Genomic DNA, 21,577 nt, shown 5'->3' on the forward strand with positions numbered 1-21,577 from the left:
GCCCGCGTGTCGGAGCCCCCACCTAGACTTGTCGGGTGCCCATCGTCCCTGTCGCCCTGCCCGGAAGCATGCCCGCGAACTCCGTCGGCGGCACCAGCGGAAAGCTCAGCGTCCGCGGTGCCCGCGTGCACAACCTCAAGGACGTCGACCTCGACATCCCGCGCGATTCGCTCGTCGTCTTCACCGGCCTGTCGGGCTCGGGCAAGTCGAGCCTCGCGTTCGACACGATCTTCGCGGAGGGCCAGCGCCGGTACGTCGAGTCGCTGAGCGCCTACGCCCGGCAGTTCCTCGGGCAGGTCGACCGCCCCGACGTCGACTTCATCGAGGGACTGAGCCCCGCGGTGTCGATCGATCAGAAGTCCACGAACCGCAACCCGCGGTCGACCGTCGGCACGATCACCGAGATCCATGACTACATGCGCCTGCTGTGGGCCCGCATCGGCGTGCCCCACTGCCCCGAGTGCGGCGAAGTCATCCAGCGCCAGACGGTGCAGCAGATCGCCGACCAGCTCATGGAGCTGCCCGAGCGCACGCGATACCAGATCGTCGCACCCGTCGTCACGCAGAAGAAGGGCGAGTTCGTCGACCTCTTCAAAGAGCTCGGTGCGAAGGGCTATGCCCGTGCCATCGTCGACGGGGAGCTGGTCCAGCTCGCCGAGCCGCCGGCGCTCAAGAAGAGCTACAAGCACGACATCGCGGTCGTCGTGGACCGCCTGGTCGCGGCACCCGGCATCCTCGACCGCGTCACCGACTCGGTCGAGACCGCGCTCTCGCTCGCAGGCGGGGTCGTGCAGGTCAACTTCGTCGACGAAGAGGGCGATGCCGCGTGGCAGTCGTTCTCCGAGAAGCTCGCATGCCCGAACGGTCACCCGCTGCAGCTGACGGAGATCGAGCCGCGCACGTTCTCGTTCAACGCGCCGTTCGGCGCCTGCCCCGCGTGTTCGGGTCTCGGCACCCGCATGTCTGTGGACGTCGAGCTCATGCTGGGCGACGAGGACCTCTCGATCCGCGAAGGCGTCCTCATCCCGTGGACGACACAGGGCAAGGGGCTCTTCCAGTACTACGAGCGGCTGCTCGAAGGACTCGCGAACGACCTCGCGTTCTCGCTCGACACGCCGTGGAGGAAGCTGCCATCCGAAGTCCGCGAGGCGGTGCTGCGCGGTGAGAACTACAAGGTCACGGTGCGGTGGAAGAATCGCTACGGCCGCGAGATGCGCTATTCCTCGGGCTTCGAGGGCGTCGTGCCCTACATCGAGCGTCAGTACACGCAGGCCGAGTCCGACACGCAGCGCCAGCGCTGGGCGGAGTACCTCCGCGAGGTGCCGTGCCCGGTGTGCGACGGCGCGCGACTCAAGCCCGAGGTGCTGGCCGTGCAGGTTCACGGACATTCCATCGCGGATGCCTCCCGCCTGAGCCTCGGCGAGGCGCGCGAGTACTTCGCCAAGCTGACGCTCACCGAACGCGAGGCGACGATCGCCGCCCAGGTGCTGCGCGAGATCCGCCTGCGGCTGGACTTCCTCATCCGCGTCGGTCTCGACTACCTGAGTCTGAGCCGCGCCGCGGCGACGCTCTCAGGCGGCGAGGCGCAGCGCATCCGGCTCGCGACCCAGATCGGCTCCGGCCTGACCGGCGTGCTGTACGTGCTGGACGAGCCGTCGATCGGCCTGCACCAGCGGGACAACCGCCGTCTCATCGAGACCCTTGTGGCACTGCGCGACCTCGGCAACACCCTGATCGTCGTCGAGCACGACGAGGAGACGATCCACGCCGCGGACTGGGTCGTCGACATCGGTCCGGGCGCCGGCGTCAACGGCGGCGAGGTCGTGCACTCCGGGCCGATCGGCGAGCTCCTCGCGGATCCCGACTCGATCACCGGCGATTACCTGTCGGGCCGGCGCTCAATCCCCACACCGAAGAAGCGCCGCAAGATCGACAAGAAGCGCCAAGTGACCGTCGTCGGCGCGCGCGAGAACAACCTCAAGAACGTGACCGTCGACTTCCCGCTCGGCGTGCTCACCTCGGTGACCGGAGTCAGCGGGTCGGGCAAGTCGTCGCTGGTCAACGGCATCCTTTATCAGGTCCTCGCGACGCGTCTCAACGGTGCCCGCCGAGTAGCCGGCAAGCACACGCGCGTGACGGGACTCGACAACCTCGACAAGGTCGTGCACGTCGACCAGGCGCCGATCGGGCGCACGCCCCGGTCGAACCCGGCGACCTACACCGGCGTCTTCGATCGCATCCGGACGCTGTTCAGCGAGACGCCCGAGGCGAAGGTGCGCGGCTACCAGCCGGGTCGGTTCAGCTTCAACGTCAAGGGCGGTCGCTGCGAGGCGTGCTCGGGCGACGGCACGATCAAGATCGAGATGAACTTCCTCCCCGACGTGTACGTCGACTGCGAGGTCTGCCACGGCAAGCGGTACAATCGCGACACCCTGGCGGTGCACTACAAGGGCAAGAACATCGCCGAGGTGCTCGAGATGCCGATCGCGGAGGCGGCGGAGTTCTTCGAGCCGATCCAAGCCATCCACCGCTACCTGAAGACGCTGGTCGACGTCGGCCTCGGCTACGTGCGGCTCGGTCAGTCCGCCACGACGCTCTCCGGCGGCGAGGCGCAGCGGGTGAAGCTCGCCACCGAGCTGCAGCGGCGCACGAACGGCCGATCGATCTACGTGCTCGACGAGCCGACCACAGGTCTGCACTTCGAAGACGTCCGCAAGCTGCTCGAGGTGCTGAACGGCCTGGTCGACAAGGGCAACACGGTCATCGTCATCGAGCACAACCTCGACGTCATCAAGTCCTCCGACTGGGTGGTCGATCTCGGCCCCGAGGGCGGCTCGGGCGGCGGCCAGGTGATCGCGACAGGTACACCCGAGCAGGTTGCGCGCGTGGAAGACAGCCACACGGGCGCGTTCCTCGCCGAGGTCCTCGGGCTGCGCGCCCCCACGCACGCGGTCACCGAGCTCGTCGAGGCCCGCAAGGCCGGCTGAGCCGCATGGCGCGCCCCGCTCCCACCGTCCCGTACAAGCCGAAGCCGGGAGAGATCCCGACGAATCCCGGGGTCTACCGGTTCCGCGACCGGGACGGGCGCGTGCTCTACGTCGGCAAGGCGAAGAACCTCCGCGCGCGCCTGTCGAACTACTTCGCGCCGCTGCACACGCTCCACGAGCGCACGCGACGCATGGTGACGACCGCGGCGTCGGTGGAATGGACGGTCGTCGCGACCGACGTCGACTCGCTGCAGCTCGAGTACCAGTGGATCAAGGAGTTCGATCCGCCCTTCAACGTCCGCTACAAGGACGACAAGTCGTACCCGTTCATGGCGATCACCCTCGCCGACGAGGCGCCGCGCGTCATCGTGACGCGCAACCGCCGCATCCCGGGAGCGAAGTACTTCGGTCCGTATCCGAAGGTGTGGGCGGTGCACGACACGATCGATCTGATGATCAGGGTGTTCCCGATCCGCACGTGCAGCGATTCGTCGTACAAGAAGGCGATGGCGACGGGAAGGCCGTGCTTTCCCGGGCAGATCGGACGGTGCGGCGGGCCGTGCTCGATGAAGGTCACCATCGAGGAGCACCGCGCGATCGTCGACGACTTCATCGCCTTCATGTCCGGCGGCGACCAGCGCTTCACGAAGGAGCTCACCGCGCGCATGCGCGAGGCCTCGGCCGCGATGGACTACGAGGCCGCCGCCGTCTACCGCGACCGGCTGCAGTCGATCGACGCCGTGCTGAATCGCAGCGCGCTCGTGCTCGCGTCCGACACCGACGCCGACCTCTTCGGCATCGCCGAAGACGAACTGGCCGCCACGGTGCAGCACTTCGTGATACGCGGCGGCCGCGTGCGAGGCGTGCGTGCGACGACGATCGAGAAGGAGCTCGACATCACCGGCGGCGAACTCGTCGACCAGGTCCTGCAGCGCACCTATGGCAACGCCGTGGGCGCCGACATCCCGAAGCAGGTGCTGGTGCCGGCCATGCCCGACGATGCCGCCGACCTCGAGGAATGGCTGCGCGGGCGCCGTGGCAAGGCCGTGACGATCCAGATCGCGCAACGCGGCCGGAAGGCCGACCTCATGCGCACCGCGACGCTCAACGCGCAGCAGGCGCTGATGCTCCACAAGACCCGGCGCACCAGCGACTACGTCGCGCGCAGCCAGGCGCTCACCGACCTCCAGGAGGCCCTCGACCTCGCCGAGGCGCCGCTGCGCATCGAGTGCTTCGATGTGTCGCACCTGAGCGGTACGAACGTCGTGGCATCGATGGTCGTCTTCGAGGACGGACTTCCCCGCAAAGACCAGTACCGTTCGTTCGGCGTCGCCGAGACCACCGACGACACCGACTCGCTGTACCAGGTGCTCACGCGCCGGCTCGCGTACCTCGACCGTCCGGAGGAGAACGAGCCGGATGCCGCCCCGGACCCCACCGCGGAGGGCGAAGTGGTGACCGAGCGCCGCCGCCCGCGCTTCGCCTACCGGCCGCAGCTGCTGGTCGTCGACGGCGGCAAACCTCAGGTCGAGGCCGCGGCGCGGGCCTTGCGCGACGCCGGGCACGAGGAGATCGCACTGTGCGGCATCGCCAAGCGGCTCGAGGAGGTATGGCTGCCGGGGGAGGAGTACCCGGTCATCCTGCCCCGCACCTCGGAGGCGCTGTATCTGCTGCAGCGGCTTCGCGACGAGGCCCACCGGTTCGCGATCACTCACCAGCGCAAGCGCCGCCGCCGCGACATCCAGAGCGTGCTGGCCGAAGTGCCGGGCCTGGGCGACGCCCGGATCAAGGCGCTGCTGCGGCACTTCGGCTCGGTGTCGGCGCTGAGGAAGGCGACGCCGGAGGAGATCGCACAGCTTCCCGGGGTCGGGCCGAAGCTCGCGTCGGCGATTCATGCACACCTCGCCGAGCCCGCCGCCCTCGCCGACGCGCCGTAGCGCCGGTCGCGCCGACGAGCGGCCGTCCGCGGTGACTGACTAGGCTTGTCGGGACGGGGGTGGTCATGGGCGAGGCGACGCGTCAAGACATCGGAGAAGTGCTGATCGTCACGGGGATGTCGGGTGCCGGCCGGTCTACGGCGGCGAACGCGCTGGAGGATCTCGACTGGTACGTCGTCGACAACCTCCCCCCGCAGATGCTCAAGCCGCTGCTCGAGCTCACCGAGCTCGTAGGCGGAGTGCTGCCCCGGGTCGCCGTCGTGGTCGACGTGCGAGGGCGAGACCTCTTCTCGGACCTCCCCGATGCGATGCGCGCGCTCCGCGAGCGCCGGCAGATCCGGCTGCTGTTCCTGGATGCCTCGGACGAGGTGCTCGTGCGGCGCTTCGAAGCCGTGCGGCGCCCCCACCCGCTCCAGGGCGACGGAACCATCCTCGACGGCATCCGTCGCGAGCGCGCACGCCTCGCGGCCGTCCGCGAGAGCGCCGACGTCATCATCGACACGTCGTCGTTCAACATCCACCAGCTGGCGACGAAGGTCGCCGACCTCTTCAGCGAGGAGGGCGCAGCGCGGCACACCGTGACTCTCCAGAGCTTCGGCTTCAAGTACGGTCTGCCGCCGGACGCCGACATCGTGGCCGACATGCGTTTCCTCCCGAACCCGTTCTGGGACGAGCGGCTCCGCCCGTTCACGGGCGAGGCCGAGGAAGTGCGCGAGTACGTGCTGGGCCAGGAGGGCGCGGAGGAGTTCCTCGACGCGTACAGCGCCGCGCTGCGCCCGGTGCTCGAGGGCTATCAGCGCGAGAACAAGAGCCATTCCGTCGTCGCGATCGGCTGCACCGGCGGGAAGCACCGCTCGGTCGTGATGGTGCGCGAGCTGGCACAGCGCCTCGCGAGCGTGCCCGGCGTCGCCGTCCGCGTGACGCACCGCGACCTCGGGCGCGAGTGACCGCGCCTACGCGGCCGGACCGGCCGGGTAGGCTTGACGGTCGTTCCCGCAAGACCGATGAAGGAGACCCGTGTCGCTGACCGCTGACGTGAAGGCCGAGCTGATCACCGTGCGAGACCCGCGCCCTACGGCGCGGGTGGCCGAGCTCACGTCGCTGCTGCGATTCTCGGGAGGTCTGCACTCGATCGCCAACCGCGTCGCGGTCGAGGCCGAGCTGGACTCCGACATCCTCGCGCGCCGCACCGCCCGCGACCTCGTCGAGCTCTACGGCGTTCGGCCCGAGCTCGTCCACGTACAGGGCTCCGGAGCCCGCACGGGCAGCCACTACGCCGTCCGCGTGATCGAGGGCGGCGAGACGCTCGCGCGGCAGACCGGGCTCCTCGACCAGCGCCGCCGCCCTGTCCGCGGCCTCCCCAACAAGCTCACCACGGGCTCGCGCGGCGACCTCGCCGCCATCTGGCGCGGCGCGTTCCTCGCCGCCGGCACGCTCAGCGACCCGGGTCGCTCGGCCGCGCTCGAGATCACCTGCCCCTCGTCCGAGGCCGCGATGGCGCTCGTCGGCGCTGCGCACCGCCTCGGCATCGCCGGCAAGGCGCGCGAAGTGCGCGGCATCCCGCGCGTCGTCGTGCGCGAGGGCGAGGCGATCCGCGCGGCCCTCGCCGCGATGGGCGCCGTCCGCGCCGCCGGCCAGTGGGACCAGATGCGTCAGCGCCGCGAGGTGCGCGCCGGCGTCAACCGCCTCGTGAACTTCGACGACGCCAACCTCCGCCGCTCGGCGCAGGCCGCCGTCGCCGCGTGCGCGCGCGTGGAGCGCGCGCTGGAGATCCTGGGTGACGAGGTGCCCGACCATCTCCGTCAGGCGGGCGACCTTCGCCTTGCACACCGTGACGCGAGCCTGGACGAGCTCGGCCACCACGCCGACCCGCCCCTCACCAAGGACGCCGTCGCCGGCCGCATCCGCCGCCTCCTCGCGATGGCCGACAAGAAGGCCGAGGCGGAGGGGCTGCCCGGTACCGAATCGGCCGTTCCCGCCGGTATCGAGGACTGAATGCTGTGACGGATGCTGCGGACCGCAGCATCCGTCTTCCATACGTCACAGACGGAAGCAACCCCGCCGCGCGGGCGTTGGCCGTCAGTAGGATGAATCCGTCACCCTCGCTGCGCCGGGGACTTCGGCGCGCGCCGACAGGAAGAAGAGAACATGGCGAAGTACACCTTGCCCGACCTCCCTTACGACTACGCCGCCCTCGAGCCGCACATCAGCGGCAAGATCATGGAGCTGCATCACAGCAAGCACCACCAGGCGTACGTGACCGGCGCGAACACCGCGCTGGAGCAACTGGCGGAGGCGCGCGAGTCCGGCAACCTGGCGAACGTGAACAAGCTCGAGAAGGACCTCGCGTTCCACCTCGGCGGTCACGTCAACCACTCGATCTTCTGGACCAACCTCTCGCCCGAGGGCGGCGGCGAGCCCGAGGGCGAGCTGCGCGCGGCCATCGACGAGTTCTTCGGCGGCTTCGACAAGTTCCAGGCGCACTTCACCGCCGCCGCCAACGGGATCCAGGGCTCGGGCTGGGCCGTGCTCAGCTGGGACCCGATCGGCGAGCAGCTCATCATCCAGCAGCTGTTCGACCAGCAGGGCAACACCGCGCAGGGCACGATCCCGATCTTCCAGCTCGACATGTGGGAGCACGCCTTCTACCTCGACTATCTCAACGTCAAGGCCGACTACGTCAAGGCGGTCTGGAACATCGCGAACTGGCAGAACGTGGCCCAGCGCCTCGACGCCGCCCGTCAGAAGACCTCGGGCCTGCTGGTACTGTCCTAGTAAGCGTGGCGTCCCGGCGGGAGAGCCCGCCGGGACGCCGTTGTCCTCGTTCGCATCGCACCAACCGCGCATTCGCGCACGACACATCTCAGGAGAAACTCCGTGACTGTCAAGATCGGCATCAACGGCTTCGGCCGAATCGGACGCAACTACCTCCGCGCGGCTCTCGCGCAGGGTGCGGACCTCGACATCGTGGCGGTGAACGACCTCACCGACAACAAGACGCTTGCGCACCTGCTCAAGTACGATTCGATCCTCGGCCGCCTCGACCAGGAGGTCTCGTACACCGAGGACTCGATCACGGTCGGCGACAAGACCATCAAGGTCTTCGAAGAGCGCGACCCCGCCAACCTCCCGTGGGGAGAGCTGGGCGTCGACATCGTCATCGAGTCGACCGGCCGCTTCACCAAGGCCGTCGACGCCGCGAAGCACATCGCAGGCGGTGCCAAGAAGGTCCTGATCTCCGCTCCCGCCACGGGCGAGGACGGCACGTTCGTCATCGGTGCGAACGAAGAGACCTACGACCCCGAGACGCAGAACATCATCTCGAACGCCTCGTGCACCACGAACTGCCTCGCGCCGCTGGCGAAGGTGCTGAACGACGAGTTCGGCATCGTCAAGGGTCTGATGACGACGGTCCACGCCTACACGGCCGACCAGAACCTGCAGGACGGCCCGCACAGCGACCTGCGTCGCGCCCGCGCCGCCGCCCTGAACATCGTCCCCACGTCGACCGGTGCCGCCAAGGCCATCGGCCTCGTGCTGCCGGAGCTCAAGGGCAAGCTCGACGGCTTCGCGCTGCGCGTGCCGGTTCCCACCGGCTCGGCGACCGACCTCACGGTCGAGCTCGAGCGCGAGGTGACCGTCGACGAGATCAAGGCCGCCTACAAGGCCGCTGCCGAGGGGCCGCTCAAGGGCATCCTCAAGTACACCGAGGACGAGATCGTCTCCAGCGACATCGTCACCGACGACCACTCCTGCATCTTCGACGCCGGTCTCACCCGCGTCATCGGCAACCAGGTCAAGGTCGTCGGCTGGTACGACAACGAGTGGGGCTACTCGAACCGCCTCGTCGACCTCACCGAGATCGTCGCCTCGAAGCTCTGATCCCGATGGCTCTGCGCACCCTCAGCACGCTGGGTTCGCTGGCCGGCAAGCGTGTCATCGTCCGTGCTGACCTCAACGTCCCCCTGAAGGACGCGGTCATCACGGACGATGGCCGTGTACGGGCCACGCTCCCCACGCTCAACGCTCTGATCAACCAGGGCGCCCGCGTCATCGTCTGCTCGCACCTCGGCCGCCCCGACGGCGCCCCCGACGCGAAGTACAGCCTCGAGCCGGTCGCCCAGCGACTTTCGGAGCTCCTCGGCAAGCCGGTCGCGTTCGCGCGCGACACGGTGGGGGAGTCCGCTCGCGAAGCGGTCGCCGCCCTGGAGGACGGTGACGTCGCGATCATCGAGAATCTCCGGTTCAACCCGGGCGAGACCGCCAAGGACGACGCGACCCGTCGCGCGTTCGCGGAGGAGCTCGCCACGCTCGGCGATGTCCTCGTCTCCGACGGGTTCGGCGTGGTGCACCGCAAGCAGGCGTCGGTCTACGACCTCGCCGAGATCCTGCCGTCGGCCGCTGGTTTCCTCATCGAGAAGGAGGTCGACGTCCTCGACCGCCTGACCGAGAACCCGGAGCGTCCGTACACCGTCGTGCTCGGAGGCTCGAAGGTCAGCGACAAGCTGGGCGTCATCGACCACCTGCTGCCGCGCGTCGATCGTCTCCTCATCGGCGGAGGCATGCTGTTCACCTTCCTCGCCGCACAGGGGCACAAGGTCGGCTCGAGCCTCCTCGAGGCCGACCAGCTCGACACCGTGCGCGAGTACATGCGTCGCGCCGAGGAGTCGGGCGTCGAGCTCGTGCTCCCGACCGATGTCGTCGTGGCCTCGAAGTTCGGCGCCGACGCGGAGTACGTCGTCACGAGCGCCGACGGGATCGAAGACACGGCGTTCGGGGCATCCGGTCTCGGACTCGACATCGGCCCCGAGACTGCCGAGAGCTTCGCCGCGCTCGTGCGCGACTCCCAGACGGTGTTCTGGAACGGCCCGATGGGCGTGTTCGAGCTCGCACCGTTCGCCGCGGGCACCAAGGCCGTCGCGCAGGCGCTCACCGAGATCGACGGCCTGTCGGTCGTCGGCGGCGGCGACTCCGCTGCAGCGGTCCGTCAGCTCGGATTCGCCGACGACGCCTTCGGTCACATCTCGACCGGTGGCGGCGCCAGCCTCGAGTTCCTCGAGGGCAAGAAGCTCCCCGGACTGGAGGTCCTCGGATGGCAGTAGCAGGCCGCACCCCGCTCATCGCGGGCAACTGGAAGATGAACCTCGACCACCTTCAGGCGGTCGCGTTCGTGCAGAAGCTGCACTGGACCCTCAAGGACGCCAAACACGAGGACGGCTCGGTCGAGGTCGCGGTGTTCCCGCCCTTCACCGATCTGCGCACCGTGCAGACGCTGCTCGATGCCGACAAGATCCCGTTCGCCCTCGGCGCGCAGGACCTGTCGGCGCACGACTCGGGCGCGTACACCGGCGAGATCTCGGGGGCGTTCCTGGCCAAGCTCGACGCGAAGTACGTCATCATCGGCCACTCCGAGCGTCGGCAGTACCACGACGAGACGGACGAGGTCGTGGGCTCTAAGGTCAAGGCCGCGCTCAAGCACGGCCTCGTCCCCGTGATCTGCGTCGGCGAGACCAGCGAGGACCTGGAGAAGTTCGGCGCGAGCGCTGTGCCGGTCAGCCAGCTGTCGGTCGCGCTCGAAGGGCTCAAGGCCGACGCCGACATCGTCGTCGCCTACGAGCCCGTCTGGGCGATCGGCTCCGGCCAGGCCGCGACGCCCGAGCAGGCACAGGACGTGTGCGCCAAGCTCCGCGAGGTCATCGGCGAGAAGCTCGGCGCGGACGCGGGAGCGCGCACACGCGTGCTCTACGGCGGGTCGGTGAAGGCCGCGAACATCGCGAGCTTCATGCGCGAGCCCGACGTGGACGGCGCCCTGGTCGGCGGTGCGAGCCTCGTCGTCGACGAGTTCGCCGCGATCATCCGCTACCAGAAGCACGTCGGGGTCTGACCCCGCGGCCGGCGGGCGGTGAGTATTCCTCATCGTCCGCCGGCCAACACGTATACTTGACCCTTGTGCGATCGGCGAACGATCGCAGCGAAAGGCTTCAACGACTGTGCAGATCCTCGAGTTCGTCCTGCAGGTGCTTCTCGGCATCACGAGTCTCCTGCTGACTCTCCTCATCCTGCTCCACAAGGGGCGCGGCGGCGGCCTGTCCGACATGTTCGGCGGCGGCATGACGTCGGCGCTCGGCTCCTCGGGCCTCGCCGAGCGCAACCTCAACCGGTTCACGGTGGTTCTCGCCCTGGTGTGGTTCGCCTCGATCGTCGCGCTCGGCCTGATCACGAAATTCCAGGCCGTCTGATGGCCACGGGAGGCAACGCGATCCGCGGCACTCGCGTCGGTGCCGGTCCGATGGGCGAGCAGGACCATGGCTTCCACGCCGAGCGCGTGGCCGTCTCGTACTGGGATGCCCTGGGCAACGAGACCGTCCGTTATTTCGCGGCGGGAATCCCCGAAGAGGAGATCCCCGACACGATCGACTCGCCGCACTCGGGTCTCCCGGCAGGCCGCGACAAGGAGAACCCTCCCGCCGTCGCGAAGACCGAGCCGTACAAGACGCACCTCGCCTACGTGAAGGAGCGCCGCACCGAGGAAGAGGCTGAGACCCTCCTCGACGACGCGCTCAAGCAGCTGCGCGAGCGCCGCGGCCAGGACTGAATCACTGCAACACGAGAAGAGCGGATGCTGCAGCATCCGCTCTTCTCGTATGTCCGGGCGCTCGTCGCTGAGCCGCGTCAGTACTCCCGGTCGATGAGGTCCGGCGGCACCTGGGCGGCGGCGGCCTCGTCGACGAAGAACGTCGTGCGCTTGCGGCCCTTCGCGCCGGCAGCGGGCACGCTCGCGTAACTCGCGCCGGCGAGGGCGAGCCCGAGGGCGGCCGCCTTGTCGGCACCCGCCAGCACGAGCCAGACGCGCTTCGAGCTGTTGATCACCGGGCGCGTCATGGTGATGCGCTCCGGCGGCGGCTTGGGGGAGTCGCGCACCGCGACCACCGAGCGGTCCGTGATCTGGATCTCGGAGCGGTCGGGGAAGAGAGATGCGATGTGTCCGTCAGGGCCGACGCCGAGAAAGCAGACGTCGAACGACGGCCACGCGCCCTCGGCACCGGGGAAGCGCGCGAGCTCATCGGCGTACGCGGCAGCCGCAGTGTCCAGGTCGGCCCCGTCGTCGCTCCCGAGGGTCGCGTGGATGTTCTCCGCGGGAATCTCGACGACATCGAGGAACGCATCACGGGCCTGGCGGTCGTTCCGCTCGGCGTGGCCGAGGGGAACGAAGCGCTCGTCGCTCCACCAGAAGTGCACGCGCGACCAGTCGATGCGCGCCGCGCGTGGATTCCGCGCGGCGGCCGCGAGCACGGCCGCGCCCATCGAGCCGCCCGTGAGCGAGATGTGCGCGAGCTTGCCCTCGTCGATGCGCTTGGCGACCCGGCTCAGGAAGCGGGGCGCGACCGACTCGGCCAAGGCGGCGGGATCCGAACTGATGATGACGCGTTTCTCTGCCCAGCCCTCAGGCATCCGTCTGCGTCCCGTCCGTCACCCGCGCACCGCTCATCAGGTCTGCGTCCCCTTCGTCGCCGGGGGGTCGAGCAGCTCCCAACCCTCGGTGATCACTCGACCATACAGGACGTCCGGGTCCAGTCGACGAAGCTCCTCCGCGAGGCATTCGCGTAGCGTCCGGCGGGGGAACGCGAGGTCGTGCGTCGGCTGACCCGGCTGCGTGAGGATGGCCACGCCGGGCGACGGGCGCTCCAGGAGCACCTCGCCGCTCGCGCGCACCAGGGCGACGGACTTGATGCCGTGCGGCCACTCGTCCGCGTCGAGGTACGCCCAGTCGACGGGAACGTCGAGCGTCAGACGCAGCCACGCCGCCAGGAGCGCGGTGGAGGGCGAGTCGGACGCCCCGCGCACGCGCACGCCCAGGACGGGCTCGTACGGGGGCTGGTCGAGGATCGCGGCCAGCTGCTCGCGCCAGCGCGTCAGGCGCGTCCACGCGAGGTCGGTGTCACCCGGTGCATACTGCTCGCCGAGGCCGGCGACCCAGGCCGACGGGTCCGACTTGGTCGCGGCATCCGTGATCCGGCGCTGCGCGATGCGGCCGATCGACGTCCGCGAGATGTGGTCGGGGGTGCGGTTGGGCCACCACACCACCACGGGGGCGTCGGGGAGAAGGAGACCCGTCACGAGGCTCTCGAGGTTCGAGCGGCCGGCGTCGCCGAACGCACGCAGCGTGACGACCTCGCTCGCGCCGGCGTCGCCGCCGACTCGGATCTGCGCGTCGAGGCGGGACTCGCCGTCGCCGGAGTCCGGGATCATCAGCACGATCACGCGCATCGGGTGCTCGCGGGACGCGTCGTTCGCGGCCTCGATCACCTCTTCGACGGCGCCCTCGCGGGTTAGGATCACGAGCGTCAGCACGCGGCCGAGCGCGACCGCCCCGCCTTCTTCGCGCACGCTGACGAGTGCACGGGAGATCTTGCTGACGGTGGTGTCGGGAAGGTCGACGATCACGGGCGCCTCCAGGTGCGACCATCGCGGGAGAGCATCTCGTCCGCGGAATCCGGGCCCCACGACCCGGGCGAGTACTGTTCGAGCGGGCCGCCCTGGGCATCCCAGAACTTCTCGATCGGGTCGAGGATCTTCCACGACAGCTCGACCTCTTCGTGCCGTGGGAACAGCGGCGGGTCGCCGAGGAGCACATCGAGGATCAGACGCTCATAGGCCTCGGGGCTCGCCTCGGTGAAGGCGTGGCCGTAACCGAAGTCCATGGTGACGTCGCGCACCTGTGCGCCGGCACCCGGCACCTTGGAGCCGAAGCGGATCGTCACGCCCTCATCGGGCTGGACGCGGATCACGAGGGCGTTCTGGCCCTGCCCGGAGGTCTGGCTGCGCGAGAACAGCAGTTCGGGGGCGCGCTTGAACACCACGGCGATCTCGGTGACGCGACGGCCGAGGCGCTTGCCTGTGCGGAGGTAGAACGGCACGCCGGCCCAGCGGCGCGTGTTCACCTCGAGCGTGACGGCGGCGTACGTCTCGGTCGTGGACTGCGGGTTCATGCCGTCTTCCTCGAGGAAGCCGAGCACCTTCTCGCCGCCCTGCCAACCGCCGGCGTACTGACCGCGAGCGGTCGACCGCGCAAGGTCGGCCGGGAGGGTGACGGCGGCGAGCACCTTCTCCTTCTCGGCGCGGAGGTCCTTCGCGTCGAAAGAGATGGGCTCCTCCATCGCGGTCAGCGCCATGAGCTGCAGGAGGTGGTTCTGGATGACGTCGCGCGCAGCGCCGACACCGTCGTAGTAGCCGGCACGGCCCCCCACCCCGATGTCTTCCGCCATGGTGATCTGCACGTGGTCGACGTAGTTGCGGTTCCAGATCGGCTCGTACAGCTCGTTCGCGAACCGCAGCGCCAGGATGTTCTGGACCGTCTCCTTGCCGAGGTAGTGGTCGATGCGGAAGATCGAGTCCGTCGGGAACGCCGAGCGGAGCACGTCGTTCAGGGCGCGCGCCGACTCCTGGTCGTGACCGAAGGGCTTCTCGATGACGACGCGACGCCAGCGGTCGGGCTGGTCGGCGGTGTCGTCGACGAGGCCCGAGGACTTCAGCTGCTCGGCCACGAGGGGGAACGCCTTCGGCGGGATCGACAGGTAGTACGCGTGATTGCCCATCGTGCCGCGCTCGGTGTCGAGCTTGTCGACGGTGTCCTTCAGACGGCGGAAGGCGTCCGGGTCGTCGAACTCGCCCGAGACGAAGCGGATGCCCTGGAGCAACTGCTGCCACGTCTCGTCGCGGAACTCGGTGCGGGCGTGCTGACGCACCGCATCGTAGACGACCTTGGCGAAGTCCTGGTCCTCCCAGTCACGCCGCGCGAAGCCGACGAGCGCGAAGCCGGGAGGCAGCAACCCGCGGTTGGCGAGGTCGTAGACGGCGGGCATGAGCTTCTTGCGGGAGAGGTCTCCCGTGACGCCGAAGATGACGAGCGCGCTCGGGCCGGCGATGCGGTTGAGGCGACGGTCTTCGGGGTCGCGCAGCGGGTTGTGCCCGCGCGAGATCTCGACGGTCATGTGGGGCTCGAACTCCTACTGTGCCGCTTCGAAGAGCGAGAGCACTTCGATCTGGGGGTCGGTGAGGGTCAGGGTCACGACCGGACGGCCGTGGCCTTCGGCGAGCACGGCCGCGTCGCCCGCAGCCTGCGCCTGGATGAGCTGGCCGAAGGTGAACGGCCGGCCAGGGATCTCGAGGTCGACGTCGGTCTGCTCCAGGATCTGCAGGTACACGCCGTTCGCGGGGCCGCCTTTGTGGTACTGCCCCGTCGAGTGGAGGAACCGGGGCCCCCAGCCGAACGTGGCGGGGCGACTCGAGTCCGCGGCGACGAGTTCGCGCAGGCCGGAGAGCTGGCCGAGCTCGAGGCGGTTGACGTAGGCCTGGATCGCGACGTAGCCGTCCTCGGGGAGGCGGGCCCACAGTGCGTCGAGAACTCCCGCGACTGTTCCGGATGCGGCGAGCGCGGGGTCCGAGACCCGTACCTCGACGCCCTCCACGGCGAACGCCGGCGCAGTGGCTTCGGGGCGGGCGTCGAGCAGGCCGCGTGCGGCGACCTTGGCCGACTCGACATCGGGCTGGTCGAACGGGTTGATGCCCAGCATCCGTCCCGCGATCGCCGTCGCGTACTCCCACACCACGAACTGCGCACCGAGCGAGCCGCTCACGAGGATCTCGCCCTCGTGGTGCTCGAACAGGTGGAACTTCTTGGCCTCGTCCACGAATCGCACGATCTGCAGATCGGCGGGTTTCGCGTCGACCTCGGGGGAGACCGGCAGCAGGACGACGGGCAGGATGCCGGTGCCCCCCTTGCCCGTCGACTCGGCGACGAGCTGCTCGATCCAGTCCGGCAGTCCCGCGATATGGGTGCCGTCGGTGATGAGGCCGAGCTTGTCCTTGCGCGGTTCGCCTCCGGCGATGGCCGCCGCCAGCACGAGCGCAGGGTTGTCGGGGCTGTCGATCGAGACCTCGAGCAGCGACGCCTCGGCCTCGTCGAGGAGTTCCGAGATGTCGGCGCCTGCGAGGCCTGCCGGCACGAGCCCGAACGCGGTGAGCGCCGAGTAGCGGCCTCCCACGGTCGGGTCGGCGTTGAACACGGTGTACCCGTCGGCGCGGGCCTCCTGGTCCAGCGGCGAGCCGGGATCGGTCACGACGATGATCCGCTCGGCGGGGTCGATGCCGAGGTCGCGGAACGCCGCCTCGAAGGCGCGCTTGGCCGAGTCCGTCTCGACCGTCGACCCCGACTTCGACGACACCACGAGCGCGGTGCGCGTGAGGTCGCCGGCCTGGGCGTCGCCATCGATCGCGGCGAGCACCTGGCCGGGCGCGGTCGAGTCGAGAATCACCAGCGGCGCCCCCGACGTCTGCGTGATCACCTCGGGTGCGAGTGACGAGCCACCCATGCCCGCGAGCACGATCCGGGTCACGTTGCGGGCGTGCAGGCGCTCGCGCAGGGCGAGGATCTCGGGCACCAGGGGGCGCGAGACGCTGACGGCCTCGGTCCACCCGAGGCGACGGGATGCCTCGTCCTCCGCCTCCGGACCCCACAGCGACGAGTCGCCGCCGGTGATGCCCGACGCCACCAGGCTCGCGACGAGCCCGGGGAGCGTCGCCTCGACGACGGACTTGACGTGCCCCGACAGGTGGATGTCGAAGCTCATCGGGTGGCCTGGAGCGCGTCCTCGAGGGCCGCCTTCACGGTGCCCTGCAGGTCGTGCCAGGAGGCGATGAACTTCTCGACGCCTTCGTCCTCGAGCACCTGGGTGGCGTCAGCGAAGTCGACGCCGACCGCGGCGAGGCGGTCGAACACCTCGTGCGCGGCCGCGTAGGTGCCGGTGACGGCGTCGCCGGCGATCTGGCCGTGGTCGAAGGTCGCCTCGAGCGTCTTCTCCGGCATGGTGTTGACGGTGCCGGGGGCGACGAGTTCGGTGACGTACAGCGTGTCGGGGAGGTTGGGGTCCTTGACGCCGGTCGAGGCCCACAGCGGGCGCTGGGCGTTGGCTCCCGCATCCGTCAGCGCCTTCGCGCGGTCGGTGGCGAACTCCTTCTCGAACAGCTCGTACGCGAGGCGGGCGTTCGCGACGCCGGCGAGCGACTTCAGGCCCGCCGCCTCGTCCGTGCCGATGGCGGCGAGGCGCTTGTCGACCTCAGTGTCCACGCGCGAGACGAAGAACGACGCCACCGAGTGGATCTGCGAGATGTCATGGCCGTTCGCCTGCGCCTTCTCGACGCCCGACAGGAACGCATCGATCACCTCCGCGTAGCGCTCGAGGCTGAAGATCAGCGTGACGTTGACGGAGATGCCCTCGGCGAGCACCGCGGTGATGGCCGGCAAGCCCGCCTTCGTCGCGGGGATCTTGATGTGGACGTTCGGCCGGTCGACCTTCGCCCACAGCTCCTTGGCCTGCGCGATCGTCGCGTCGGTGTCGTGGGCGAGGTCGGGGGAGACCTCGATCGACACGCGGCCGTCCACGCCGTTCGTGGCGTCGTAGACGGGACGGAAGATGTCGGCGGCGTCGCGCACGTCGTCGGTCGTCGCCGCGAAGATCGCGTCGTCGACCGACGCGCCCGCCTTCGCGAGCTCGGAGATCTGGTCGGCGTACGCGTGTCCGCCGCCGCCGATCGCGCCCTGGAAGATCGTCGGGTTCGTGGTGACGCCTGAGACGTTGCGCGTCGAGATGAGTTCGGTCAGGTTGCCCGACGTGATGCGCTCGCGCGACAGGTCGTCGAGCCAGATGCTCACGCCTTCAGCGACCAGCTTCTCGGTGGGGGTGCTCATTCTGCCTTCTCCTCGTGCTTACTTCGCCGCTGCGAGTTCGAGTGCTGCCGTGGCCGCGAGGGACTCGCGGGCGGCCTCGACGACGGCGTCGGCGGTGATGCCGAACTTCTGGAACAGGGTCTTGTAGTCGGCCGACGCGCCGAAGTGGTCGATCGCGACGGAGCGGCCGGCGTCGCCGACGATGCCGCGCCAGGTGAGCGCCGAGCCCGCCTCGACCGACACGCGCGCCTTGATGGCGGCGGGCAGGACCTTCTCGCGGTACGCCTCGTCCTGCTCGTCGAACCACTCCAGCGACGGGGCGGACACGACACGGGCGTTGACGCCTTCAGCGGCGAGGGTCTCGCGGGCGGCGACCGCCAGCTGCACCTCGGAGCCGGTCGCGATGAGGATCACGTCGGGGGTGCCGTTCGGCGCCTCGGCGAGGATGTACGCGCCCTTGGCGACGCCGTCGGTCGACGCGAACACGTCGCCGTCCGCCTCGCCGGTGCCGCGGGCGAACACCGGGATGTTCTGGCGGGTCAGCGCGATGCCCGACGGGCCGCCCTGACGGCGGACGATCTCGAGCCACGCGGCCGAGGTCTCGTTCGCATCGGCCGGGCGCACCACCGTGAAGTTCGGGATGGCGCGCAGCGTCGCGAGCTGCTCGACCGGCTGGTGGGTGGGGCCGTCCTCGCCGAGCGCGACCGAGTCGTGCGTCCACACGAAGATCGACGGGATGTTCATCAGCGCGGCCAGACGCACCGACGGGCGCATGTAGTCGCTGAAAATGAGGAACGTGCCGCCGAACGGACGGGTCGGGCCGTGCAGCTTGATGCCGTTGACGATCGCGCCCATCGCGTGCTCGCGGATGCCGAAGTGCAGCACGCGGCCGTAGGGGTCGCCCGACCACTCGTGCGTGGACCACTCGGCCGGGATGAACGACTTGGCGTCCTTGATGGTGGTGAGGTTCGACTCGGCGAGGTCGGCCGAGCCGCCCCACAGCTCCGGCAGCACCGCGGCCAGCGCGTTGATGACGGTGCCCGACGCGGCGCGGGTCGAGACGTCCTTGCCGGCCTCGAACGACGGGAGAGCGGATGCCACGTCGTCGGGCAGTTCGCCGGCCTCGAGGCGGTCGAACAGCGCCTTGCGCTCCGGGTTGGCGGCGGCCCACGCGTCGAACGACTCCTGCCAGACCGCGCGCTGCTCGGCGGCGCGATCGGCCAGCCCCCGGGTGCGCGCGATGACGTCGTCGGCGACCACGAAGGACTGCTCCGGGTCGAAGCCGAGGACCTTCTTCGTGGCGGCGAGCTCGTCGGCGCCGAGCGCGGAGCCGTGGATCTTGCCGGTGTTCTGCTTGCCGGGCGACGGCCAGCCGATGATCGTGCGGAGGATGATCAGCGACGGCTTGGCCGTCTCGCCCTTCGCGGCCTCGATGGCGCCGTACAGCTCGGCGACGTCCTCGACGTACTCGCCGGTCTTCTTCCAGTCCACGACCTGCACCTGCCAGCCGTAGGACTCGTAGCGCTTCGCGACGTCCTCGGTGAATGCCACGTTGGTGTCGTCCTCGATCGAGATCTGGTTCGAGTCGTAGATCGCGATCAGGTTGCCGAGCGCCTGGTGGCCCGCCAGCGACGAGGCCTCCGACGTGACGCCCTCCTGCAGGTCGCCATCACCGGCGATCACATAGATGTGGTGGTCGAACGGAGACTCGCCGGCGGCGGCCTCCGGGTCGAACAGGCCGCGCTCGTAGCGGGCCGCGTACGCGAAGCCCACCGCCGAGGCGAGGCCCTGGCCCAGCGGACCGGTCGTGATCTCGACGCCCTTGGTGTGGCCGTACTCGGGGTGACCCGGCGTGAGCGAGCCCCAGGTGCGCAGCGCCTTGAGGTCGTCGAGCTCGAGGCCGAACCCGCCCAGGTACAACTGCACGTACTGGGTGAGCGACGAGTGGCCCGCCGACAGGATGAACCGGTCGCGACCGACCCAGTCGGTGTCCGTCGGATCGTGGCGCAGCACCCGCTGATACAGCAGGTACGCGGCAGGCGCCAGGCTCATCGCCGTGCCGGGGTGGCCGTTGCCCACCTTCTCCACCGCATCCGCTGCCAGGACGCGCGCGGTGTCCACGGCTCGCCGATCGATCTCATCCCAACGCAGTTCCGACACCGGGTCGCCTTTCTGTGGAGTGCGCCCAAAGAATGTGGCCGGCTCGCGGCCCTTATCCGGATGGAGAAGGGGGATCGGCGACGGGCGCGCGTGTTTCTCAGCATAGCGAAGGGGCAAACCGCCCAGGCCATGCAAGCCGTCTATGTGACGGAGTCTTTCGAACGTCGGGTCGTCCTCGGTGACATCCCGGTGTCGCGGGGGTCACGTTCTGCTCACGCCCGTGGATCGGCCGATGTGATCCGCCCCCGCGTCGTCGCGGTGGCCTGCGAACCGGCCGCGACACGCCGATGCCCTAGACTTGGGGGGATTCTGCAGGCGGCGATTGCGGGGGCCATGGACAGCACGAAGACGGCCGTGACCGTAGCATCCGTCGACGGCTCCGGCCGGCCTCCGCGGACGATCGGCCGCACCGTCCGCGCGTACATCGCGCTGATGAAGCCGCGGGTGCTCGAGCTGCTGCTGGTGACGACCGTGCCGGTCATGATTCTCGCGCAGGGCGGCTTCCCCGACGTGTGGCTGGTCGTCGCGACCGTCATCGGCGGAACCGCGAGCGCCGGATCGGCTGCCGCGTTCAACATGTACCTCGATCGCGACATCGATGCGCACATGCAGCGCACGGTGAACCGCCCGCTCGTCACCGGCGAGGTCTCGCCGCGGGGCGCGCTGATCTTCGCGTGGACGCTGGCGGCGTTCTCGACCGTCTGGCTGTGGCTCACCACGAACTGGCTCGCCGCGACGCTGTCGGCCGCCGCCATCTTCTTCTACGTCGTGATCTACACGATGATCCTCAAGCGCCGTACCGAGCAGAACATCGTGTGGGGCGGCATCGCGGGCTGCTTCCCTGTGCTGATCGGCTGGACCGCGGTCACCGGCTCGCTCGCGTGGCCGCCGGTCATCCTCTTCGCCCTGGTCTTCCTGTGGACGCCGCCGCACTACTGGCCGCTGTCGATGAAGTACAAGGACCAGTACGAAGAGGTCGACGTTCCCATGCTCGGCGCCACGCGCGCCGGCTCGCAGGTGGGCCTCCAGGTGATCCTGTACGCGTGGGCGACCGTGGTGTGCTCGCTGCTGCTGATCCCCGTCGCCGGCATGGGCCTCGTCTACACCGTCTCGTCCCTCGTCTTCGGCGGCTGGTTCATCTACGAGTCCCACGTGCTCTACAACCGCGCGGTGCGCGGCACCGAGCCGCGCCCGATGCGGGTGTTCCACGCCTCGATCACGTACCTCACGCTCCTGTTCGTCGCGATCGCGGTCGATCCGCTGCTGCCGTTCTGATCTGACGACGCGACGCACGACAAGAGGCCGCCCGGCGAACCGGGCGGCCTCTTGTCGTGCGGGTGGATCAGCGGGCGACGGATGCCTCGGCCTCGGTCTCGACCGGCTCTGCGGTCTCGGCGGGGGTGGCGTCGGTCGCCTTCGGGGCCTGCGGCTCCTCGGCGGCGGTCTCGGACTCCGAGGTCCAGTCGATGGGCTCGACGACCTCCACCGCGGGGTGCGGGCGGAGCGTCGAGAGGGCGGCCACGCCGAACGCGAGCAGGACGCCGATCACACCGGCGCCGATGAGGATCGAGCCGAGCTGCGCGATCGACTGGCCGACGTACACGTCGACACCGGTCGCGCTGCCGTCGGTCAGGGTCGTCGTCATCGAGCCGAGCTTGTCGGTGGTGATGTACCACCCGCCGGCGATGGTGGCCAGCGAGACCACGACGAGGCCCCAGAACGGGATGCTGCGGATGAGACGGGGACGGGTGGACATGTGTCGATCA

The 21,577-nt window shown here is 69.4% G+C and carries 18 protein-coding genes; 11 read left to right on the forward strand and 7 right to left on the reverse strand.

Annotation, left to right across the window (positions count from 1 at the left end):
- The first annotated feature begins 35 nt into the window (after nt 1-35).
- From uvrA to MRBLWH3_RS11355, 10 genes are all read left to right on the forward strand, one after another.
- The gene (gene uvrA / locus MRBLWH3_RS11310) at nt 36-2,987 is read left to right on the forward strand and encodes an excinuclease ABC subunit UvrA (protein ID WP_414685365.1); all 2,952 of its coding nucleotides are present in this window, start codon (nt 36-38) and stop codon (nt 2,985-2,987) included.
- 5 nt (nt 2,988-2,992) lie between these two features.
- Nucleotides 2,993-4,924, forward strand: coding sequence for an excinuclease ABC subunit UvrC (gene uvrC / locus MRBLWH3_RS11315; RefSeq protein WP_363431827.1), 1,932 nt, complete (start codon nt 2,993-2,995; stop codon nt 4,922-4,924).
- 65 nt (nt 4,925-4,989) lie between these two features.
- Nucleotides 4,990-5,871, forward strand: a complete 882-nt coding sequence (rapZ, locus tag MRBLWH3_RS11320) for an RNase adapter RapZ (protein WP_363431829.1) — start codon at nt 4,990-4,992, stop codon at nt 5,869-5,871.
- 70 nt (nt 5,872-5,941) lie between these two features.
- Complete coding sequence (gene whiA / locus MRBLWH3_RS11325; RefSeq protein ID WP_363431831.1) at nt 5,942-6,919, forward strand: DNA-binding protein WhiA; 978 nt, start codon at nt 5,942-5,944, stop codon at nt 6,917-6,919.
- A gap of 153 nt (nt 6,920-7,072) precedes the next feature.
- A complete protein-coding gene (locus MRBLWH3_RS11330) occupies nt 7,073-7,699 on the forward strand; it encodes a superoxide dismutase (protein ID WP_341999834.1) in 627 nt (208 codons plus the stop codon).
- 102 nt (nt 7,700-7,801) lie between these two features.
- Complete coding sequence (gene gap / locus MRBLWH3_RS11335) at nt 7,802-8,806, forward strand: type I glyceraldehyde-3-phosphate dehydrogenase (protein WP_363431834.1); 1,005 nt, start codon at nt 7,802-7,804, stop codon at nt 8,804-8,806.
- Nucleotides 8,807-8,811: 5 nt separating this feature from the next.
- Nucleotides 8,812-10,026, forward strand: coding sequence for a phosphoglycerate kinase (locus MRBLWH3_RS11340; RefSeq protein WP_363431837.1), 1,215 nt, complete (start codon nt 8,812-8,814; stop codon nt 10,024-10,026).
- The gene (tpiA, locus tag MRBLWH3_RS11345) at nt 10,017-10,808 is read left to right on the forward strand and encodes a triose-phosphate isomerase (RefSeq protein WP_363431840.1); all 792 of its coding nucleotides are present in this window, start codon (nt 10,017-10,019) and stop codon (nt 10,806-10,808) included. The genes MRBLWH3_RS11340 and tpiA overlap by 10 nt, the downstream gene beginning before the upstream one ends.
- A gap of 106 nt (nt 10,809-10,914) precedes the next feature.
- On the forward strand, nt 10,915-11,163 hold the full coding sequence (secG, locus tag MRBLWH3_RS11350) for a preprotein translocase subunit SecG (protein ID WP_341999826.1): 249 nt from the start codon (nt 10,915-10,917) through the stop codon (nt 11,161-11,163).
- Nucleotides 11,163-11,519: an RNA polymerase-binding protein RbpA gene (locus tag MRBLWH3_RS11355; RefSeq protein WP_056367156.1), complete on the forward strand. Its 357-nt coding sequence runs from the start codon at nt 11,163-11,165 to the stop codon at nt 11,517-11,519. Before secG ends, MRBLWH3_RS11355 begins: the two co-directional genes overlap by 1 nt.
- 77 nt (nt 11,520-11,596) lie before the next feature.
- On the opposite strand, the gene pgl is transcribed toward MRBLWH3_RS11355, so the two are convergent.
- Genes pgl through tkt form a run of 6 tightly spaced genes read right to left on the reverse strand, consistent with a single transcriptional unit; the run spans nt 11,597 to nt 19,811 of the window.
- Nucleotides 11,597-12,376, reverse strand: coding sequence for a 6-phosphogluconolactonase (gene pgl / locus MRBLWH3_RS11360; protein ID WP_363431843.1), 780 nt, complete (start codon nt 12,374-12,376; stop codon nt 11,597-11,599).
- A 36-nt stretch (nt 12,377-12,412) separates the two neighbouring features.
- Nucleotides 12,413-13,369, reverse strand: a complete 957-nt coding sequence (locus MRBLWH3_RS11365) for a glucose-6-phosphate dehydrogenase assembly protein OpcA (RefSeq protein WP_363431845.1) — start codon at nt 13,367-13,369, stop codon at nt 12,413-12,415.
- Nucleotides 13,366-14,916 carry a glucose-6-phosphate dehydrogenase gene (gene zwf, locus MRBLWH3_RS11370; protein ID WP_363431848.1) on the reverse strand — a complete coding sequence of 517 codons (1,551 nt, stop codon included), beginning with the start codon at nt 14,914-14,916 and terminating at the stop codon, nt 13,366-13,368. Before zwf ends, MRBLWH3_RS11365 begins: the two co-directional genes overlap by 4 nt.
- A 15-nt stretch (nt 14,917-14,931) precedes the next feature.
- Complete coding sequence (locus MRBLWH3_RS11375; protein ID WP_363431851.1) at nt 14,932-16,554, reverse strand: glucose-6-phosphate isomerase; 1,623 nt, start codon at nt 16,552-16,554, stop codon at nt 14,932-14,934.
- Entirely contained in the window at nt 16,551-17,672 is a 1,122-nt protein-coding gene (gene tal / locus MRBLWH3_RS11380) for a transaldolase (RefSeq protein WP_363431854.1), read from the reverse strand. The genes MRBLWH3_RS11375 and tal overlap by 4 nt, the downstream gene beginning before the upstream one ends.
- Nucleotides 17,673-17,690: 18 nt before the next feature.
- A complete protein-coding gene (gene tkt, locus MRBLWH3_RS11385; RefSeq protein WP_363431857.1) occupies nt 17,691-19,811 on the reverse strand; it encodes a transketolase in 2,121 nt (706 codons plus the stop codon).
- Nucleotides 19,812-20,144: 333 nt separating this feature from the next.
- Here tkt and MRBLWH3_RS11390 point away from each other — a divergent pair, with 333 nt between their 5' ends.
- A complete protein-coding gene (locus MRBLWH3_RS11390; RefSeq protein ID WP_363431859.1) occupies nt 20,145-21,086 on the forward strand; it encodes a heme o synthase in 942 nt (313 codons plus the stop codon).
- A gap of 67 nt (nt 21,087-21,153) precedes the next feature.
- Here the strand turns inward: MRBLWH3_RS11390 and MRBLWH3_RS11395 are convergent, their stop codons facing one another.
- On the reverse strand, nt 21,154-21,567 hold the full coding sequence (locus MRBLWH3_RS11395) for a dinucleotide-utilizing enzyme (protein WP_363431862.1): 414 nt from the start codon (nt 21,565-21,567) through the stop codon (nt 21,154-21,156).
- Nucleotides 21,568-21,577 lie beyond the last annotated feature (10 nt).

Source organism: Microbacterium sp. LWH3-1.2 (genome assembly GCF_040675855.1).
Taxonomy (GTDB): domain Bacteria; phylum Actinomycetota; class Actinomycetes; order Actinomycetales; family Microbacteriaceae; genus Microbacterium.

What these genes read in the sequence shown, in the direction of transcription:
- rapZ (WP_363431829.1), top strand. Translation starts at nt 4,990, where the DNA reads ATGGGCGAGGCGACGCGTCAAGACATCGGAGAAGTGCTGATCGTCACG.
- pgl (WP_363431843.1), bottom strand. Translation starts at nt 12,376, where the DNA reads ATGCCTGAGGGCTGGGCAGAGAAACGCGTCATCATCAGTTCGGATCCC.
- MRBLWH3_RS11375 (WP_363431851.1), bottom strand. Translation starts at nt 16,554, where the DNA reads ATGAGCTTCGACATCCACCTGTCGGGGCACGTCAAGTCCGTCGTCGAG.
- tpiA (WP_363431840.1), top strand. Translation starts at nt 10,017, where the DNA reads ATGGCAGTAGCAGGCCGCACCCCGCTCATCGCGGGCAACTGGAAGATG.
- tal (WP_363431854.1), bottom strand. Translation starts at nt 17,672, where the DNA reads ATGAGCACCCCCACCGAGAAGCTGGTCGCTGAAGGCGTGAGCATCTGG.
- MRBLWH3_RS11355 (WP_056367156.1), top strand. Translation starts at nt 11,163, where the DNA reads ATGGCCACGGGAGGCAACGCGATCCGCGGCACTCGCGTCGGTGCCGGT.
- zwf (WP_363431848.1), bottom strand. Translation starts at nt 14,916, where the DNA reads ATGACCGTCGAGATCTCGCGCGGGCACAACCCGCTGCGCGACCCCGAA.
- MRBLWH3_RS11395 (WP_363431862.1), bottom strand. Translation starts at nt 21,567, where the DNA reads ATGTCCACCCGTCCCCGTCTCATCCGCAGCATCCCGTTCTGGGGCCTC.
- MRBLWH3_RS11330 (WP_341999834.1), top strand. Translation starts at nt 7,073, where the DNA reads ATGGCGAAGTACACCTTGCCCGACCTCCCTTACGACTACGCCGCCCTC.
- uvrC (WP_363431827.1), top strand. Translation starts at nt 2,993, where the DNA reads ATGGCGCGCCCCGCTCCCACCGTCCCGTACAAGCCGAAGCCGGGAGAG.
- MRBLWH3_RS11340 (WP_363431837.1), top strand. Translation starts at nt 8,812, where the DNA reads ATGGCTCTGCGCACCCTCAGCACGCTGGGTTCGCTGGCCGGCAAGCGT.
- MRBLWH3_RS11390 (WP_363431859.1), top strand. Translation starts at nt 20,145, where the DNA reads ATGGACAGCACGAAGACGGCCGTGACCGTAGCATCCGTCGACGGCTCC.